Here is a 17,648-nt window from a genome sequence, read left to right as displayed (position 1 = left end):
GGTTCTGGCGGGGCCCAACGGGTTCGGGGGGACGCTACATGGCACATCTGCTGGTCATCGGGGGCGGTATCGGCGGACTCGCCACCGCTCTGCTCGCGACGCGGCGAGGACACACGGCGGAGCTGTTCGAGCGCGACACGCGCGCCCCCGGCACCGCCCTCGACCGCGACTTCTTCGGCTGGCGGCGGCCGACCGTACCGCAGGCGTCCCAGCCGCACGCACTGCTGGGGGCGGCCCGCAACCTCCTGCGGGACGAGCTGCCCGACGTCCATCAGGAGATGCTCCGGCTCGGCGCACGCGAGCGGCACGAACTCGACTGGTTCGAGGTGCGTCCGCCCGCGCGGCCGGGTGACGAGGACCTCGTCATGCTGCAGGCGCGGCGCATCGTGCTGGAGAGCGCGCTGGCCACGGCGCTGCGCGCGGAGGCCGGAGCTGTCGTCCGTCACGGGGAGCCCGTCACGGGACTCACCACGGCGTCCCGGGCCGGCGGCGGACCGGCCGCAGTCGACCCCGCAGAGGGCGATCCCGCCGGGGACGATCCGGTCGCCGGGATCCGGGTGACGGGAGTGACCACCGGGGCGGGCCGCTACGAGGGGGACCTCGTCGTCGACGCGGGCGGCCGCCGCGGCGGTATCGAGCGCCGGCTCGGCGCGGTGGGCTGCCGGCCGCCCGTCGTGGAACGGCACCGCACGGGGCTCGCGTACTTCTGCCGCTGGTACCGGCTGCCCGCCGGCACGGACGAGGGCCCGCGGCGGCCCTGGGCGGTGACCGGCGGCGCCTTCGCCGGGTGCGCGGTCTTCCCGGCCGACAACCGGGTCTTCGCCGTGACGCTGTTCGTGCACACCGCGGACACCACGCGGTCGGCGTTGCGCGACCCCGCGGTCTTCGAGCGGGCGGCTCGTTCCTTCCCGCCCGGCGAGGCCTGGCTGGCGCTCGGAGCCGAGCCGCTGTCGGGTGTACTGGCCACGGCGAGCCTGGACAACCGCTGGAGCGCGCTCGTGGACGAGCGGGGGCCGGTGGTGAGCGGGCTGGTGCCGGTGGGCGACTCGATCACGCACACCAATCCGACCCTGGGGCAGGGCACCTCGCTCGCCCTGTGGGCGGCGCGCAGGGTGGCCCGTACCGCGCACCGGGACCCCGCGTCGGAGCGGTACGCCGTGGAGCACCATACGTGGGCGGTGCGGACCCTGAAGCCGTGGTTCGACTTCCAGGTCGTCGCCGATGCGGCCATCGGGGAGCGGTTCGCGACGCGGGCGGGGCGCACGGGAACGGCGCGTGAGGTGGCCGCGCTGTTCGACTGCGCGCTGGAGGACCCCGAGGTGATGCGGGCCAGGGCGCGGGTCCGGCACCTGGCGCAGCCGCCGGAGCAGGCGTATGCGGACCCGGAGATCAGGGCCCGGGTGGCGCGGTGGCTGGCGGCGCGGCCGGAGTACGCGCCGAACGCCGTGGGGCCCGACCGGGAGGAGTGGGAGAAGCTGACGGCGGGGTGAGGGGCAGGGCTCGGGCGGGGCCGGGATCCGGCGGGGGCCGGACTCAGGCGGGCGGCGGGCCCAGGACCTCGGCGAGGTCGTAGCCCACGACCTCCTCCAACTGGGCGTAGGTGCAGCTCTCGGGCGCCCGGTCGGGCCGCCAGCGGCGGAACTGGGCAGTGTGCCGGAACCGGTCCCCCTCCATGTGGTCGTAGGCCACCTCGATGACGCGCTCCGGGCGCAACGGCACCCAGGAGAGGTCCTTCTTGCCGGTCCAGCGGCTCTGCGCGCCCGGCAGCCGGGCGCTCTCGTGGGCGGACTCCTCGGCCCAGGCGGCCCACGGGTGGCCGGTCGGGTCCGTCATCCGCAGCGGTTCGAGCTCCTCCACCAGCTCGGCACGGCGCTTCATGGGGAAGGCGGCGCAGACGCCCACGTGCTGGAGCGTGCCGTGCGCGTCGTGCAGGCCCAGCAGGAGCGATCCGACAATCGGACCGCTCTTGTGGAAACGGAAACCGGCGACGACGACATCGGCGGTACGTTCGTGCTTGATCTTGTACATGAGGCGGGCATCGGGCCGGTAGGGGAGAGCGAGGGGTTTCGCGATCACCCCGTCGAGCCCGGCGCCCTCGAACCGCTCGAACCACTCCTGCGCGAGCGCGGGGTCCGTGGTCGCGGGCGCGAGGTGGACGGGGGGACGAGCGGTGGACAGGGACGCGACCAGGGCGGTACGGCGATCGGTGAGCGGTGTGTCGAGGAGGGCCTCGTCGCCGAGGGCGAGCAGATCGAAGGCGACGAAGCTGGCGGGGGTGGTCTCGGCCAGCAGGGTGACGCGGGACTGCGCGGGGTGGATCCGCTCGGTGAGCCGGTCGAAGTCCAGACGTCCGCCCTGGACGATGACGATCTCGCCGTCGACGACGCAACGCCCGGGCAGATTCGCCCGCAGTGCCTCCACCAGCTCGGGAAAATACCTGGTCAGGGGCTTACCGGTGCGGCTGCCGATCTCGACCTCGTCACCGTCGCGGTGCACGATCGCCCGGAAGCCGTCCCACTTGGCCTCGTACTGCATGCCGGGCGGGATCTTCGCCACGGACTTGGCGAGCATCGGTTTGACCGGCGGCATCACTGGCAGATCCATGCCTCCGATTCTGCGGTGGTACGTCCGGACCCGCCCGGTATGCGCCTGCGGGCGGGCCCGCCTACGGTGGCGCACATGGGTGCTGCTGGCAATGCGATCGAGCTGGAGGCCGCCGGGCGGAAGGTCCGGCTGTCCAATCCCGACAAGGTCTACTTCCCGGAGCGGGGCCTCACCAAGCGGCACGTCGCCGAGTACTACCTGGCGGTCGCGGACGGCATCGTCCGCGCCCTGCGGAACCGGCCGACGACCCTGGAGCGGTACCCCGACGGGGTGGAGGGCGAGTCCTTCTTCCAGAAGCGGGCTCCGAAGAACCTCCCCGACTGGATCCCGACCGCCCACATCGCCTTCCCGAGCGGCCGCACGGCCGACGAGATCTGCCCGACCGAACCGGCCGCCGTCCTGTGGGCGGCCAATCTGGGCTGCCTCACCTTCCACCCCTGGCCGGTCCGCCGCGAGGACACCGACCGGCCCGACGAACTGCGCATCGACCTGGACCCGCAGCCGGGTACCGACTACCACCACGCGGTGGCCGCCGCCCACCAGCTGCGCGCCCTGCTGGACGAGCTGGGCCTGGTCGGCTGGCCCAAGACCTCCGGCGGCCGCGGACTGCACGTCTTCGTGCCGATCGAGCCGCGCTGGACCTTCACCGAGGTCCGCCGCTGCGCCATCGCCCTCGGCCGGGAGCTGGAACGGCGCATGCCGGGCAAGGTCACGACGGCCTGGTGGAAGGAGGAGCGCGGCGAACGGATCTTCGTCGATTACAACCAGACGGCCAGGGACCGCACGATCGCCTCCGCCTACTCCGTCCGCCCCCGCCCGCACGCCCCGGTCTCCGCGCCCCTGCGCTGGGACGAGGTCGACGACGCCGAACCGAAGGACTTCGACATCCTGACGATGCCGGCCCGCTTCGCCGAACTGGGCGACGTCCACGCCGACATGGACGACCACGCCTTCACCCTGGACGCCGTACTGGACCTCGCGGCCCGCCAGGAGCAGGACCAGGGCGTGGGCGACATGCCGTACCCCCCGGACTACCCGAAGATGCCGGGCGAACCGAAGCGCGTCCAGCCCAGCCGGGCCCGACGCGAGGAGTAGCTTGTCAGTGCGGGATGGGATGCTCGGGGAGCGGGAGCGTGCGCCGTGTTGATCAGGCGTATAGCGGACGTCCATCCGCCGTGCCCAGGATCAACGGCATGTCTACCAACACCTCCACCGCAGCCACCGACACCGCCGCCTGGTACGAACTCGCCCTGTGCGCCCAGACCGGCCCGGGCTTCTTCTTCCCGGAGCCGGGCTCCTCTTTGCGCGAGGCGAAGCGGCTGTGCGGGGCGTGCGAGGGGCGGGTGGCCTGCCTGGAGTACGCCCTGGCCAACGATGAGCGCTTCGGCGTCTGGGGCGGCCTCTCGGAAGCGGAGCGCCTCGCCCTGCGGCCCCGCCGCCGCTGACTCATGTCCGCATTCGCGGGCCAGGCGGCGGACGTCCGCGAGGGACTCCTCCGTCTTCGCCGCCGCGGCCTGCGCCTCGTACCGGGCGGCCAGCTCGCGGTGGGCGACCAGCGTGTCGTGCCACCCCGTGAGCCGGCGGGCGGCCTCTGCCAGGGAGAGGTGGGCCGAGGCCAGGTAGCGGGGGAGGTCGCGCGAGAGGGAGGCGCGGAAGGCGGTCGCCGCCTCGCCCTGCCAGGACGAGCTGTGCGAGACGAGGTCCGTCACCACCCGGGACGCCTCGCCGAGGGACTTCGCCGAGGCGCCGAGCTTCTTGGTCAGCGCCAGGACCGCGGCGGGGTTTCCGGGGGCCGGGTCGAAGCCCAGGGCCGCGTGGTCAGCCATGGCCGGCCGCCGCCCGCAGGAAGGCCGCGCGGACGGCTTCCTCCAACTCCGCGTACTGTGCGGCGCTGCGGTCCACGCCCTCCCGTACCGCCTTGACGCGCTTGGTCAGCTCCCGAGTGCCGTGCGCCCAGCGCTCCTGGAAGCCGTCGCACGCCGCATCGAGGTCCGCCGTGCCCAGCTGGTCCGCCCGTACGTGGTCCAGCGCCCGCCGCGCCTCCCGCAGGGAGCTCAGCGAGGAGTCCAGGGCCCGGGTCAAGCGGGTCAGCTGGTCGATGTCCACCTGGAGTGACGTCATGACGCGAAACCCTGGCAGAGCGCGGCTCCGCCGGGGCAATCGGCGTCACCCGCCCGAGCGGGCGGAAACCGGTCAGGTCAGCCCTTGCGGGCCGCCAGGCGGGCCGCGCGGGCGGCCAGGCGCTCGTCGAACTTCTTCGCCTCCGTGTCCAGGCCGTTCATGAACAGGCCGAGCTCGTCCTGGGCCTTCTGGCCCTCCGGCCCGAGGTCGGCGATGTCCATGACCTTGAGGAAGCGCAGCACCGGCGCCAGCACGTCGTCGTGGTGGATCCGCAGGTTGTAGACCCCGCCGATGGCCATTTGCGCTGCCATGCGCTCGAAACCGGGCATGCCGTGGCCGGGCATCCGGAAGTTGACGACGACGTCCCGTACCGCCTGCATGGTCAGGTCGGGGGCGAGCTCGAAGGCCGCGCCCAGCAGGTTGCGGTAGAAGATCATGTGCAGGTTCTCGTCCTGCGCGATGCGCGCCAGCATGCGGTCGCAGACCGGGTCGCCGGACTGGTGGCCGGTGTTGCGGTGCGAGATGCGGGTGGCGAGCTCCTGGAAGGCCACGTACGCCACCGAGTGCAGCATGGAGTGGCGGTTGTCGGACTCGAAGCCTTCCGACATGTGCTGCATGCGGAAGGCTTCCAGCTTGTCCGGGTCCACGGCGCGCGAGGCCAGCAGGTAGTCGCGCATCACGATCCCGTGGCGGCCCTCCTCGGCCGTCCAGCGGTGCACCCAGGTGCCCCAGGCGCCGTTGCGGCCGAAGAGCGTGGCGATCTCGTGGTGGTAGCTGGGGAGGTTGTCCTCCGTGAGCAGGTTCACCACCAGTGCGATCTTGCCGATGTCGGTGACCTTGGACTGCTCCGGGTCCCAGGCCTCTCCGTCCTCGAAGAAGCCGGGGAAGTTCCGGCCGTCGCTCCACGGGACGTACTCGTGGGGCATCCAGTCCTTGGTGACCTTCAGGTGGCGGTTGAGCTCCTGCTCGACCACCTCTTCCAGCGCGTACAGCAGTTTGGCGTCGGTCCACGCCTCCGAGCTGCCGAGGTGGGGAGAGGTGATCGTCACGGGTACTCCTGGGTGCAAAGCGAATTACCTACGGTTCCGTAGCCTACGGAGTCGTAGGTTAAGCGTGACATCAAGGCCAGCCAAGCCCCAGGGGTGCCTGTGTCCGGTTACGTCCAGTTATCTACGCTGTTTGGGGGCCCTCCGGAGGGGCGACGGAAGGGCAGAATCACGCCAGTAGGTGGTCCGGCCCTTCCGCCTTGACGCCGCTGCGGCGGGTCACCCGCGTCCGAGCACCTCCCGGACCTCCTCGGCCGTGGTCGGCCGGAGCTCGCCGTCCAGGAGCAGCCAGCGCGTGACGCCGATCGATTCCAGGAACGGCACGTCGTGGCTGGCCACCACGAGCGCCCCCCGGTACGACTCCAGCGCGTCGGTGAGCTGCCGCACGCTCGACAGGTCGAGGTTGTTCGTCGGCTCGTCCAGCATGAGGAGCTGCGGGGCGGGCTCGGCCAGCAGCAGCGCCGCCAGCGCCGCCCGGAACCGCTCGCCGCCCGACAGCGTGCCGGCCGCCCGGTCCGCGCGCCCGCCCCGGAAGAGGAAGTGCGCGAGGCGGGCCCGGATCTGGTTGTTCGTGGCGTGCGGGGCGAACCGCGCGACGTTCTTCACGACCGTGCGGTCGTCGTCGAGGACGTCCAGCCGCTGCGGCAGGAACCGCGTGGTCACATGGGTCTGCGCGGTCCCGGACCCTGGCGTGAGCTGCCCGGCGATGGTACGAAGCAGTGTGGTCTTGCCCGAGCCGTTGCGGCCCACGAGGGCGACCCGCTCCGGCCCCCGCAGCTCCCACTCGCCCGGCACGGCGGCCCCGTGCGGCAGGCGCAGGTCGCTGAGGGTCAGCACGCGCCGCCCGGGCGGGACCAGGGTGGCGGGCAGTTCGATGCGGATCTCGGCGTCGTCGCGGACCGCCTCCACCGCCTGGTCCAGCCGTTCCTTCGCCTGGGCCAGCTTCTCGGTGTGCATGATCCGGTGCTTGCCGGCCGATTCCTGCGCCGCGCGCTTGCGTGCGCCCATGACGATCTTCGGCTCGCGCTTGTTCTCGTACATCTTCTGTCCGTACCGCTTCCGGCGGGCCAGTTTGACCTGCGCGTCGGCCAGTTCGCGCTTCTGCCGCTGCACGTCGGCCTCCGCGACCCGGACCATCCGCTCGGCCGCGTCCTGTTCGGCGGCGAGCATGGCCTCGTAGTCGCTGAAGTTCCCGCCGTACCAGCGGACTTCGCCGTCGCGCAGGTCCGCGATCTGGTCGACCCGCTCCAGCAGCTCCCGGTCGTGGCTGACCAGGAGCATCACCCCGGACCAGGACTCGACGGCCGCGTAGAGGCGGCCCCGGGCGCGCAGGTCCAGGTTGTTGGTCGGCTCGTCCAGCAGCAGGACGTCGGGGCGGGCCAGCAGCAGCCCGGCCAGGCGCAGCAGGACGGACTCGCCGCCCGACAGCTCGCCGACGGTGCGGTCCAACCCGATCCGGGCGAGCCCGAGCTGGTCCAGGGTGGCCAGGGCCCGCTCCTCCACGTCCCAGTCGTCGCCCACCGCGGCGAAGTTGGCCTCGGTGGCCTCACCGGCCTCGATGGCGTGGAGGGCGGTGCGGACGGTCCGGATGCCCAGTGCCTCGTCCACGCGCAGCGCGGTGTCGAGGGTGACGGTCTGGGGGAGGTGGCCGACGGAGCCGGCGACGGACGACTGGCCCTCGGAGGGGGTCAGTTCACCGGCGATCAGCTTCAACAGGGTGGACTTGCCACTTCCGTTGAGTCCGATCAGGCCGGTGCGGCCGGGGCCGACGGCCAGGTCGAACCCGTCGAAGACGGGGGTGCCGTCGGGCCAGTCGAAGGACAGGGCGGAGCAGGTGATGCATACAGGGGTGTGGCTCATGGAGGCCTCCAGGTTGCGTGAGTGGTGCGTGCAACGCGGGGAGACAGCCGACGCTTCGACCGTGACGGGGGACCGGTACGGGCACGGGAGCCGGGTCCGTGGTGTCGTGGACCACGGCGGCCTCGTCGGTCCCGCCGGTCTTCAAATCGCGGTGGCGCGCTCGCGGCTTCGCGGTGGTCGCGGCTTCGCGGCGGTCGGTGTCTCGGACCTCAGAAGAGCAACGTCCTGCTCCGTTCGACGGCAGTGGGGCGTCAACGAAGCTACGGGCGGCGCCGGCCGCCCGCAAACGAATTACGGCCCGGGGTCAGCAGGAGTCGCGCATCAGCTCGGCGAGGCTGTGGTCCATGTCGAGGTAGAGGTGCTCCAGCCCGGGCGGGACGACGGTCGCGGCCCGCTCCAGGAACCGCTGCAGCTCGGCCGTCAGCATCAGCACGATCGCGACCCCCTCCACCGCATGGAACTCGATCGTGGTCCGGTCCCCGTCGTACGGCCGCACGCGCACGTCCCCGCAGCCGGACGGGCGGTCCAGACCGGACTCCAGCAGCTCGCGGGAGAAGGTCCACGAGACCTCGACGCCCTCCAGGGTGGCGGGGGCGGGGAAGGCCATGCGCACGGCGAAGGGATCCGCCCGGTCGTAGCAGAGGGTGACGGGAACGCTCTCGACCTTCGGCGCGGTGGCGACCAGACGGGCCTGCGCGGCCTGCTCGATGACAGTGATCAAGGCTCACTCCCTTGCGGCGGATCTGCTGCCGGACTGCGGGGTGGGGCCCGGCAACCCGATAGACGCGGGAATCGGCACATCCGTGCATGGGCGTGGGAGTGAGCTGTGTCACCGACTGGCCGGAACCCGACTGTGTGATCGCACAGAGTGACCGGCGGGCGGAGACGCCCGAAGGAGGTCCGGCGTGCGGGGCGGGGGCGGGGTGCCCGGAGAAGGGCCGGTTGTCGCTCACTCCACCGGCGCAACGCCGGTGCGGACGCCCTCTGGACGGCGGATCCGGGGGTGCGTTAGCTTCCGGCGCCATGAGACGTCTGGTGGGTGCAATGGCCATGTCCGCGGCAATCCTGGCGGCCGGGGTGCTGGTGGCCCCCGCACACGCCGCCCCGGAGCGGGAGCGGACCCGGGAGCAGGACGGAGGGCAGGACTTACGGGGAGCCGCCTGGGCCCTCAAGGAGACCGGGAAGACCGCCCGCTTCCGGGGTCTGTCCGCCGTCAGCCGGAGCACGGCCTGGGTCGCCGGTTCCCGGGGGACCGTCCTGCGCACCCTCGACGGCGGCCGCACCTGGCAGGACGTCTCGCCGCCCGGCGCGGTCGCGGAAGGGCTCGAACTGCGCGACATCGAGGCCTTCGACGCGCGCCGCGCGGTGGCCCTGTCCATCGGCGAGGGCGAGGCCTCCAGGGTGCTGCGCACCGAGGACGGCGGCGCCACCTGGACCGAGACCTTCCGCAACCCCGACCCCCGTGCCTTCTACGACTGCCTCACCTTCTTCGACGCCCGGCACGGCCTGGCCATGAGCGATCCGGTGGACGGGAAGTTCCGCATCCTGTCCACGGACGACGGCGGCCGCCACTGGCGGGTGCTGCCCGCCGAGGGCATGCCGGAGGCACTGCCGGGCGAGGCGGGTTTCGCGGCGAGCGGCCAGTGCCTGGTCAGCGCCGGCCCGCGGGACGTCTGGCTGGCCACCGGCGGTGGAGCGAGCGCACGGGTCCTGCACTCGGCGGACCGGGGCCGGACCTGGCGGGTGGCCGAATCCACCCTTCCGGCGGGCGATCCGGCGCGCGGCGTCTTCGCCCTCGCCTTCCGGGACCGCACGCGGGGCCTCGCGGTCGGCGGCGACTACCGCACCGGCGAGCCCTCCCCGCAGGCCGCCGCGGTGTCCTCGGACGGAGGCCGGAGCTGGCACCCGGCCACCACGCCGCCATCCGCCTACCGGTCCGGAGCGGCCTGGTACCCGTACAGCAGGGGGACGGCCCTCGCGGTCGGGCCCACGGGCACGGACGTGACCACCGACGGGGGCCGCAGCTGGCGGCCGCTGGAGACCGGTTCCTTCGACACGGTCGACTGCGCCGCCGACACCGGATGCTGGGCGGCGGGGGAGAAGGGCCGGGTGGCCCGGCTGGAACGCCCCTGATCCGGACGGCCCGCAGGACCGCCCCTATGCGACCGGGTTCTCCCGGAGCGGGGCCAGGTCCGCCGACGTCCTCGTGGCCATGAACTCGGTGATGCGGTAGCTGCACACCCCCGCCACCGCGAAGGGGTCCTCGGCCGCGATCCTCTCGATCTCGGCCCGGGTGACCCCTGCGGCCAGGACGAGGCCCCCGTCGCGCGGGACCTTGCGTCCCGACGCGAGGAAGACACCGGAGGCGTAGTAGCCGTCCAGCCAGGCGATGTGGGCGTCCATCACGTCTTCGACGGCTTCGATGGGCGCGGTGTAGGTGAGCTCCATGACGAACATGATCGCCAGGCTACTCTCGCTGCCCATGACGAGTGTGAAGACCCCCGCGGACGAGGCCGAGGCCCGCGCGATACAGGACGAACTGCGCCACCACGTCGTGCTCACCGAGCCCGGCCCCCCGCCCGGCCGCGGGCTGGTCGCCGGAGTGGACGTGGCCTACGACGACACCCGCGACCTGGTCGCCGCCGCGGCCGTGGTGCTCGACGCCGCCACGCTGGAGGTCGTCGAGCAGGCCACGGCCGTCGGGCACGTCAGCTTCCCCTACGTGCCGGGGCTGCTGGCCTTCCGCGAGCTGCCGACCGTCCTGGCCGCCCTCGACGCCCTGACCGCCCGGCCCGACCTGGTGGTCTGCGACGGCTACGGCCTCGCCCACCCCCGCGGCTTCGGGCTCGCCTGCCACCTCGGGGTGGTCACCGGCCTGCCCTCCGTCGGCGTGGCGAAGAACCCCTTCACCTTCACCCACGAGGAACCGGGCACCGGCCGGGGCGAGTCCGCCGCGCTGCTCGCCGCCGACGGGGCCGAGGTCGGCCGGGCCCTGCGCACGCAGAGCGGCATCAAGCCGGTGTACGTCTCCGTCGGGCACCGGGTCTCACTCGACAACGCCTGCGCGCACGCCCTCGCCCTCAGCCCCCGCTTCCGGATCCCGGAGACCACCCGCCACGCCGACTCCCTGTGCCGCCGGGCGCTGCGCGAGGCCTCCTGAGCCGGCCCGGTCCGTCAGCGGACGTCGGCCACCCGGAAGGCGATCCCCGCCTTCTGCAGCCGCTGGGTCAGGGCGTCGCCCATCGCCACGGCCGTCGTGACCTGGCCGGCGGACTCCGGCAGGGCGTCGTGGGCCAGGCACAGCGCCGACTCCGCCAGCATCTTCGCGGTCTCGCCGTAGCCGGGGTCGCCGCCCGACACCTCGGCGAGCACGCGCCGGCCGCCGCCCTCGCCCACGAAGCGCACCGTGAACCAGCTGCGCGCCCGGCGCTCCGCGTCCGGACCCCGGCCCGGCTCCCACCGGTCCATCAGCCAGCGGCGGGCCGGCGGCACCTGGGCCAGGGCCGCCGCCGCGCCGACCGCGGCCGCACCGCCCACCGCGACGGGCAGGTGCTTGACGGAGGCGTAGTGCCGGTAGCGGAAGTCCGGGCCGTACCGCTCCAGGGCGGCCGCCGACCGCGTCACGATCCGCGGGTCCAGCGAGGGCAGCGGCAGCGCCCACGTGCCCGTCTCGCGGCTGAACCGCGGCGCGCCCAGCGGCCCGTGCGCCCGGCGCCCGAGCAGGCGGGGCTCGTGCAGCCGGCGGGCGCGCGCGGCCGCGAGGGTCTGGGGGCCGCGTCCCAGCGCGGTGAGCGCGGAGGCCAGCGTCCCGCCCGAGAACAGCGCGTTGGACCGCATGAACCCGTCGACCCGCAGGGGGACGCCCTCCGGGAGGCGGCGGACCGTGAAGTACGCGCCGAGGTCCGCCGGGATCGAGTCGAAGCCGCAGGCGTGCACGATCCTGGCTCCGCTCTCGCGGGCCCGGGCGTCGTGCTCCACGTACATCCGGTCCACGAACTCGGGTTCGCCGGTGAGGTCCACGTAGTCCGTGCCCGCCCCGGCGCAGGCCGCCACGAGCTCCGCCCCGTACCAGACGTACGGTCCGACGGTCGTCGCCAGTACCCGGGTGGAGGCGGCCAGTTCGCGTACGGCGGCGGGGTCCTGGGCATCGGCCCGCAGCAGCGGCAGGGTCGCGCAGGCGGGGTCGATCGCGGCCAGCCGCTCGCGCAGCCGCTCCAGCTTCGCCGGGTCCCGGCCGGCGAGGGCCCACCGGCAGCCGGCGGGCGCGTGCTCGGCGAGGTACGCGGCGGTCAGCGCCCCCACGAACCCGGTGGCGCCGAAGAGGACGACGTCGTAGTCACGTTCCGGTCGGTCCTGCGGGACCCCTGCGTTCATGAGCGCTCCTCCGGGTGGGTGTCGGTGGCCGAGGCTAGCGCGGCAGCCGGCCGGCCGCGCGGGCAGGTGGCCGGGGCGGTCGAGGAAGTGGGCGCGCACCGCGCCCGCCACGACGACGGCGCCCCGGGGCGGCCGTGCGGCCGCGCCCGGGGCGCCGTGGGGGTTCACCTGCCGGTGGCTCAGCCCTGCTGGTACAGGCCGAACAGGTCGACGATCAGGTCGATGTCGTCCCAGCCCTGGTTCCAGAGGTCGATGATGCCGTTGCTGCCGGTGCTCGCCTGGACGAGGTTCGGGACGGTGGCGCCCTTGGTCCAGTTCAGGTTGGAGGAGTTCGGCGGCGTCGGCCACAGGGCGACTTCGTTGATGTAGTCGTCCATCGTGTTCGGGTCCGGGGTGACCGTCAGGAACCCGTCGCCCTCGGGGTTGGTGACCGTGGAGTTCAGCACGAAGCCCGTGATGCTCGGGTCGTCGAAGGACATCGGCATGTAGATGTAGCTGCGGCCGGGCAGCTTGCCGTAGACCGGGTCCTTCGGGTCCCGGGTGTCGACCAGGCGCTCCGGCGAGAGCGGCAGGAAGGCGCTCGTGCTGGCGGTGCTGTAGTAGCCGACGACGTCGACGACGACGTCGGTGCCCGCCCAGGCGCCGTTGAAGACGCTGATCTTTCCGTCCTGGCCGACGGGGACGATCACCGAGTTGGCGATGGTCTGGCCCGCGGTGAAGTTCAGGTTCGACGCGGTCGGGGTGGCGCCGCCGCCCGGGAAGACCGACAGGTGTCCGGCCTCCCGGGGGTTGGTGACCGTCACGTTCAGCGCGACGGCGCTGATGCCCTGCGGCACCCCGCGCAGGCCGCTGATCTGGGTGGAGAAGGTCTTGCGGCCGCCGAGCTGGCCCCTCACCGTGCCGACGCCCTCGCGGGTGTCGACGAAGCGGGACGGGGTGACGGGCGTGTAACCGCTGGAGGCGGTCTTGGAGAAGTAGCCGGTGACGTCCGCGATCAGGTCGACCGGCATGCCGCCGCGGTTGGCGAGCTCGACGTAGCCGCTCTTGCCGACCGGCACGATGACCAGGTTCGGGACCGTCTGGCGGGCCTTGTAGTTGACGTTCGACGTGGTCGGACGCTCGGTGCCCTCGGGGAAGGCCGTGATGTGGCCGTCCGCGGAGGTGTTGGTGACGGTGATGTTGAGGACCACGGCGGTGACGCCGGCCGGTATGCCGCCGTTGCCGCCGACCTTCACGCGGGTCGAGCTGTACGGCTGGACCATGCCCGCCGGCGCGCCGGTCCCGTTGCGGGTGTCGAGCAGGCGGGTGGGGGCGTACGGGGTGAAGTCCGAGCCGGCGGTGACGAACACGACCTCGTTGACGGCCGAGACGTTGTTCGCGGCGTCCGTCACGGTGACCTTGACCGTGTAGGAGCCGACCTCGGCGTAGGTGTGGGCGGTGGTCCGGCTGTCGGAGCCGTAGGCGTCGAAGGAGTCCGACGTGCCGTCGCCCCAGGCGATGGTGACCTTGAGGGGGGTGTCCACGCTGCTGATGGTGGTGTCCACCTCGGTGGCGTGGGCCGAGACGCCGTAGGCGGTCAGGCCGACGGCGAGCTCCGCGTTGGCGGAGGCGACGGACTGCGTCTGCGGGGCGGCGTCCGCGCCGGTCCTGGCGGACGGGGCGGCCTTGCGGACCGTGCGGTCCGCGGGGCTGGTGAAGGTGTTGCTCTTGGACTTCGCGTCCTTGCCCAGCCCCAGGTCCAGGTCCGGCGCGGTGGTGCCGCGCGCGTCCGGCTTGGCCGGGTCGGCCTGGGCCACGCCCGGGATGAGGCCCACGCCCGCCGCGATGGCGGCAGCGGAAATTACAAGACGGCGACGACGCACCGGTCCCCCACGTGTCTGATTGAAAGCTTGATCAGCTTGAAAGCCTGATCAGAGTACAGAGTCGCGGGACGGCGTCGGCGGGGGGTCGGGGCCCCGGACCGGCTCCCCGCGCGAAGGCCCGGACCAGCCAAAGTCCGCCGATCGCGGGGGAGCCCGGCCCGGGGGCTTGTGCTCGGTGGAACACGTTCCTAGCATCACCGGTGTTACATCAGTTGTGTCACATGGTCGGGCATCCGGCGCACCGGAAACACAGCGCACCCCGGATCACACCGGTCACACGCGCACACCGAGCACGGGAAGCACACGCGGACACGGCGAACACACCAGGCACGGCAAGCACACCGCAGACGCTGGGGGCTCGATGGCAGTGACAGGGAACGGGTCGGCGAGCGGCAGCGGCCCGCTCGCCGGAGTGCGCGTCGTCGAGCTGGCCGGCATCGGCCCGGGACCGTTCGCCGCCATGCTCCTCGCGGACCTGGGAGCGGACGTCGTGCGGGTGGACCGGCCCGGCGGCGGCGCGCTGGCGGTCGACCCCGCCCACGACCTCACCAACCGCGGCAAGCGGTCCGTCCTGGTCGACCTGAAGTCCGCCGACGGGCCCGCCCGCGTCCTGGACCTGGTGGAGCGCGCCGACGTCCTCGTCGAGGGCTTCCGCCCCGGCGTCGCCGAGCGGCTCGGCGTCGGCCCGGCCGACTGCCACGCCCGCAACCCGCGTCTGGTCTACGGCCGGATGACCGGCTGGGGACAGGAGGGGCCGCTCGCCCACACCGCCGGCCACGACATCGCCTACATCGCCGTCACCGGCGCCCTCGGCATGATCGGCAACCCCGGAGAGGCCCCGGCGGTCCCGGCCAACCTGGTCGGGGACTACGCCGGCGGCTCGCTCTACCTGGTGATCGGCGTCCTCGCCGCGCTCCAGCACGTCCGCGCCACCGGCGCCGGCCAGGTCGTCGACGCGGCCATCGTCGACGGCACCGCCCACCTCACCGCCATGATCCACGGGATGATGGCGGCGGGCGGCTGGCAGGACCGGCGAGGGGCCAACCTCCTGGACGGCGGTTGCCCCTTCTACGGGACCTACGAGACCTCCGACGGCGGCTACATGGCGGTCGGCGCGCTGGAGCAGCAGTTCTACGACACCTTCGTCGAGCTGCTCGGCATCGGCGACCGGGTGCCCGCCCGCAAGGACGTCGCCCGCTGGGGCGAGCTGCGCGAGGCCGTCGCCGCCCGCTTCCGCACCCGTACCCGTGCGGAGTGGACCGCGGTCTTCGAAGGCACCGACTCCTGCGTGGCGCCGGTGCTGTCGCTGCGCGAGGCCCCCGGCCACCCCCACCTCGCCGCCCGCGGCACCTTCACCGACGTCGGCGGGATCGTGCAGCCCGCCCCCGCCCCGCGGTTCTCCGCGACCCCGGCCGCCGTCGGCGGCGGCCCGGCCCGACCGGGCGCGGACACCCGGTCGGTGGCCGCCGACTGGGATGTACCGGCCCTGCTCGCCAAGAAGGACGGCTGACCGATGGAACTGTCGATGATGCTCGACTACGCGGGCGACCCGCGCCGGGCCGCGGACGAGGCGGCGGCGCTGGAGTCCGCCGGTCTCGACGCCGTGTGGGTCGCCGAGGCCTGGGGCTTCGACTCGCCGACGATCATGGGTTATCTCGCCGCCCGCACGGAGCGGCTGAGGATCGGTTCGGCGATCATGAACGTCTACTCCCGCACCCCCGGCCTCATCGCGCAGACGGCCGCCGGACTGGACGCCCTCTCGGGCGGCCGGGCGATCCTCGGCCTCGGCGCCTCCGGGCCCCAGGTCGTCGAGGGCTGGCACGGCAAGCCGTACGACCGGCCGCTGGGCCGCACCCGCGAGACGGTCGAGCTGTGCCGGCGGATCTGGCGCCGCGAGACCATCGACCACCACGGCATCACGGACATGCCGCTGCCGCCCGACAAGGGCGGCCGGCACGGCAAGCCGCTGAAGATCCTGACCCGGCCGGTGCGCGACGCCGTCCCCGTCTACATCGCCTCCCTCGGCCCGGCCAACGTCGCGCTGACCGCCGAGATCGCGGACGGCTGGCTGCCCACGCTGTTCATCCCGGAGAAGGCCCAGGCCGTTTGGGGCGCCCCGCTCGCCGCGGGCGCCGCCGGGCGCGCGCCGGAACTCGGCCCGCTGCAGACCGTCGCGGGCGGCCTGCTCGCGATCGGCGAGGACGCCGCCGCCGTACGGGAGCGCGCCCGTCCGCAGATCGCGCTGTACGTCGGCGGCATGGGCGCGGTCGGCAAGAACTTCTACAACGACCTGGCCGTCGCCTACGGCTACGGGGACGCGGCCCGCCGGATCCAGGAGCTCTACCTCGCCGGACGCACACGCGACGCCGCGGCCGCCGTACCGGACGAGTTCTGCGAGCTGATGACGCTGTGCGGGCCCGAGGGCTACGTGCGCGAGCGTGTCGAGGCCTTCCGCGAGGCCGGCGTGACCATGCTCAACATCACACCCGTCGGCCCCGAGCCCGCCCGGCTGGTCGAGACCGTCAAGAACTGGCTTTAACCGGCTTTGAGGAGCCTTCCGATGCAGCGAGCCGCCCGATGAAGCGCCTGATCTACGACGCCGATCACGAGGCGTTCCGTGAGACCGTCCGCACCTTCCTCGCCAAGGAGGTGCTGCCGCACTACGAGCAGTGGGAGAAGGACGGCATCGTCAGCCGTGAGGCATGGCGGGCCGCAGGCCGCCAGGGCCTGCTCGGGCTCGCCGTCCCGGAGGAGTACGGGGGCGGCGGGAACACGGACTTCCGCTACGCCGCGGTGATCGCCGAGGAGTTCACCCGGGCGGGCACGCCCGGACTCGCCATCGGCCTGCACAACGACATCATCGGGCCGTACCTGACCTCGCTCGCCACCGAGGAGCAGAAGCGGCGCTGGCTGCCCGGCTTCTGCTCCGGCGAGACCATCACCGCGATAGCGATGACGGAGCCGGGTGCGGGCTCGGACCTCCAGGGGATCCGGACCACCGCGCAGGACCGCGGCGACCACTGGCTGCTCAACGGCTCCAAGACCTTCATCTCCAACGGCATCCTCGCCGACCTGGTGATCGTCGTCGCGAGGACCACTCCCGAGGGAGGGGCGCACGGCCTGTCGCTGCTGGTCGTCGAGCGCGGCGCGGACGGCTTCGAGCGCGGCCGCAACCTCGACAAGATCGGCCAGAAGGCGCAGGACACCGCGGAGCTGTTCTTCCACGACGTGCGCGTCCCGAAGGAGAACCTGCTCGGCGAACCCAACGGCGCGTTCATGCACCTGATGGCCCATCTCGCCCAGGAGCGGCTGGGCATCGCGATGGCCGGGATCGCCGCCGCCGAGCACCTGCTGGAGATCACCACGCAGTACGTCAAGGAGCGCGAGGCCTTCGGCCGGCCGCTGTCCAAGCTCCAGCACATCCGGTTCGAGATCGCGGAGATGGCCACCGAGGTCGCGGTCACCCGGACCTTCCTCGACCGCTGCATCACCGACCACGCGAACGGCGAGCTGGACCACGTGCACGCCTCGATGGCCAAGTGGTGGGCCACCGAACTGCAGAAGCGTGTGGCGGACCGCTGCCTGCAACTCCACGGCGGCTACGGCTACATGACCGAGTACCGGGTGGCGCGGGCCTTCACCGACGGCCGGATCCAGACGATCTACGGCGGCACGACCGAGATCATGAAGGAGATCATCGGCAGGTCCCTCCTCAGCTGACCCCCCTCGTCCCGCCCCGCGGCCCCGCCGGGGACCTGGCCCCGGAATCCACAGGACCCTT

16 protein-coding genes are annotated in these 17,648 nt (G+C 72.9%); 8 read left to right on the top strand and 8 right to left on the bottom strand.

Going from position 1 to position 17,648, the window contains the following annotated elements; translation table 11 throughout:
- Positions 1–38 precede the first annotated feature (38 nt).
- Positions 39–1,490 carry an NAD(P)-binding protein gene (locus IF89_RS0108390; RefSeq protein WP_030763481.1) on the top strand — a complete coding sequence of 484 codons (1,452 nt, stop codon included), beginning with the start codon at positions 39–41 and terminating at the stop codon, positions 1,488–1,490.
- Between the two features lie 43 nt (positions 1,491–1,533).
- Here IF89_RS0108390 and IF89_RS0108385 read toward each other — a convergent pair whose 3' ends face one another.
- Positions 1,534–2,604 carry an ATP-dependent DNA ligase gene (locus IF89_RS0108385; RefSeq protein ID WP_030763479.1) on the bottom strand — a complete coding sequence of 357 codons (1,071 nt, stop codon included), beginning with the start codon at positions 2,602–2,604 and terminating at the stop codon, positions 1,534–1,536.
- A gap of 75 nt (positions 2,605–2,679) precedes the next feature.
- On the opposite strand from IF89_RS0108385, the gene ligD reads away from it, so the two are divergent.
- Positions 2,680–3,699 (top strand): non-homologous end-joining DNA ligase, encoded by a 1,020-nt coding sequence (ligD, locus tag IF89_RS0108380; protein WP_030763476.1) that lies wholly within the window; start codon positions 2,680–2,682, stop codon positions 3,697–3,699.
- A gap of 98 nt (positions 3,700–3,797) precedes the next feature.
- On the top strand, positions 3,798–4,049 hold the full coding sequence (locus tag IF89_RS0108375; protein ID WP_030763474.1) for a WhiB family transcriptional regulator: 252 nt from the start codon (positions 3,798–3,800) through the stop codon (positions 4,047–4,049).
- Between the two features lie 373 nt (positions 4,050–4,422).
- Here the strand turns inward: IF89_RS0108375 and IF89_RS0108370 are convergent, their stop codons facing one another.
- The 4 genes from IF89_RS0108370 to IF89_RS0108355 form a co-directional block, all read right to left on the bottom strand.
- Positions 4,423–4,725, bottom strand: a complete 303-nt coding sequence (locus tag IF89_RS0108370) for a hypothetical protein (RefSeq protein ID WP_030763472.1) — start codon at positions 4,723–4,725, stop codon at positions 4,423–4,425.
- Between the two features lie 77 nt (positions 4,726–4,802).
- Positions 4,803–5,774: an acyl-ACP desaturase gene (locus tag IF89_RS0108365; RefSeq protein WP_030763469.1), complete on the bottom strand. Its 972-nt coding sequence runs from the start codon at positions 5,772–5,774 to the stop codon at positions 4,803–4,805.
- Positions 5,775–5,990: 216 nt separating this feature from the next.
- Positions 5,991–7,631, bottom strand: coding sequence for an ABC-F family ATP-binding cassette domain-containing protein (locus IF89_RS0108360; RefSeq protein WP_030763466.1), 1,641 nt, complete (start codon positions 7,629–7,631; stop codon positions 5,991–5,993).
- A gap of 304 nt (positions 7,632–7,935) precedes the next feature.
- On the bottom strand, positions 7,936–8,352 hold the full coding sequence (locus IF89_RS0108355; RefSeq protein WP_030763464.1) for an SsgA family sporulation/cell division regulator: 417 nt from the start codon (positions 8,350–8,352) through the stop codon (positions 7,936–7,938).
- Between the two features lie 329 nt (positions 8,353–8,681).
- Between IF89_RS0108355 and IF89_RS0108350 the strand changes: the two genes are divergently transcribed.
- Positions 8,682–9,764: a WD40/YVTN/BNR-like repeat-containing protein gene (locus IF89_RS0108350; RefSeq protein ID WP_234327698.1), complete on the top strand. Its 1,083-nt coding sequence runs from the start codon at positions 8,682–8,684 to the stop codon at positions 9,762–9,764.
- Positions 9,765–9,788: 24 nt separating this feature from the next.
- Here IF89_RS0108350 and IF89_RS0108345 read toward each other — a convergent pair whose 3' ends face one another.
- Positions 9,789–10,088 carry a YciI family protein gene (locus IF89_RS0108345; protein ID WP_030763455.1) on the bottom strand — a complete coding sequence of 100 codons (300 nt, stop codon included), beginning with the start codon at positions 10,086–10,088 and terminating at the stop codon, positions 9,789–9,791.
- Positions 10,089–10,113: 25 nt separating this feature from the next.
- Between IF89_RS0108345 and IF89_RS0108340 the strand changes: the two genes are divergently transcribed.
- The gene (locus IF89_RS0108340; RefSeq protein ID WP_030763452.1) at positions 10,114–10,791 is read left to right on the top strand and encodes an endonuclease V; all 678 of its coding nucleotides are present in this window, start codon (positions 10,114–10,116) and stop codon (positions 10,789–10,791) included.
- Positions 10,792–10,805: 14 nt separating this feature from the next.
- Here the strand turns inward: IF89_RS0108340 and IF89_RS0108335 are convergent, their stop codons facing one another.
- Together IF89_RS0108335 and IF89_RS41455 are read right to left on the bottom strand one after the other, a co-directional pair.
- Positions 10,806–12,005 carry a saccharopine dehydrogenase family protein gene (locus IF89_RS0108335; RefSeq protein ID WP_030763449.1) on the bottom strand — a complete coding sequence of 400 codons (1,200 nt, stop codon included), beginning with the start codon at positions 12,003–12,005 and terminating at the stop codon, positions 10,806–10,808.
- Between the two features lie 179 nt (positions 12,006–12,184).
- The gene (locus tag IF89_RS41455; RefSeq protein WP_063831260.1) at positions 12,185–13,819 is read right to left on the bottom strand and encodes a PKD domain-containing protein; all 1,635 of its coding nucleotides are present in this window, start codon (positions 13,817–13,819) and stop codon (positions 12,185–12,187) included.
- Between the two features lie 409 nt (positions 13,820–14,228).
- Here IF89_RS41455 and IF89_RS0108325 point away from each other — a divergent pair, with 409 nt between their 5' ends.
- Genes IF89_RS0108325 through IF89_RS0108315 form a run of 3 tightly spaced genes read left to right on the top strand, consistent with a single transcriptional unit; the run spans position 14,229 to position 17,587 of the window.
- Positions 14,229–15,377: a CaiB/BaiF CoA transferase family protein gene (locus tag IF89_RS0108325; RefSeq protein WP_030763443.1), complete on the top strand. Its 1,149-nt coding sequence runs from the start codon at positions 14,229–14,231 to the stop codon at positions 15,375–15,377.
- Positions 15,378–15,380: 3 nt separating this feature from the next.
- Positions 15,381–16,406, top strand: a complete 1,026-nt coding sequence (locus tag IF89_RS0108320) for an LLM class F420-dependent oxidoreductase (RefSeq protein ID WP_030763441.1) — start codon at positions 15,381–15,383, stop codon at positions 16,404–16,406.
- A gap of 38 nt (positions 16,407–16,444) precedes the next feature.
- A complete protein-coding gene (locus IF89_RS0108315; protein ID WP_030763440.1) occupies positions 16,445–17,587 on the top strand; it encodes an acyl-CoA dehydrogenase family protein in 1,143 nt (380 codons plus the stop codon).
- Positions 17,588–17,648 lie beyond the last annotated feature (61 nt).

Source organism: Streptomyces sp. NRRL F-2664, assembly GCF_000719345.1.
GTDB lineage: Bacteria > Actinomycetota > Actinomycetes > Streptomycetales > Streptomycetaceae > Streptomyces.
This window is presented reverse-complemented; position numbering and strand designations above follow the sequence as displayed.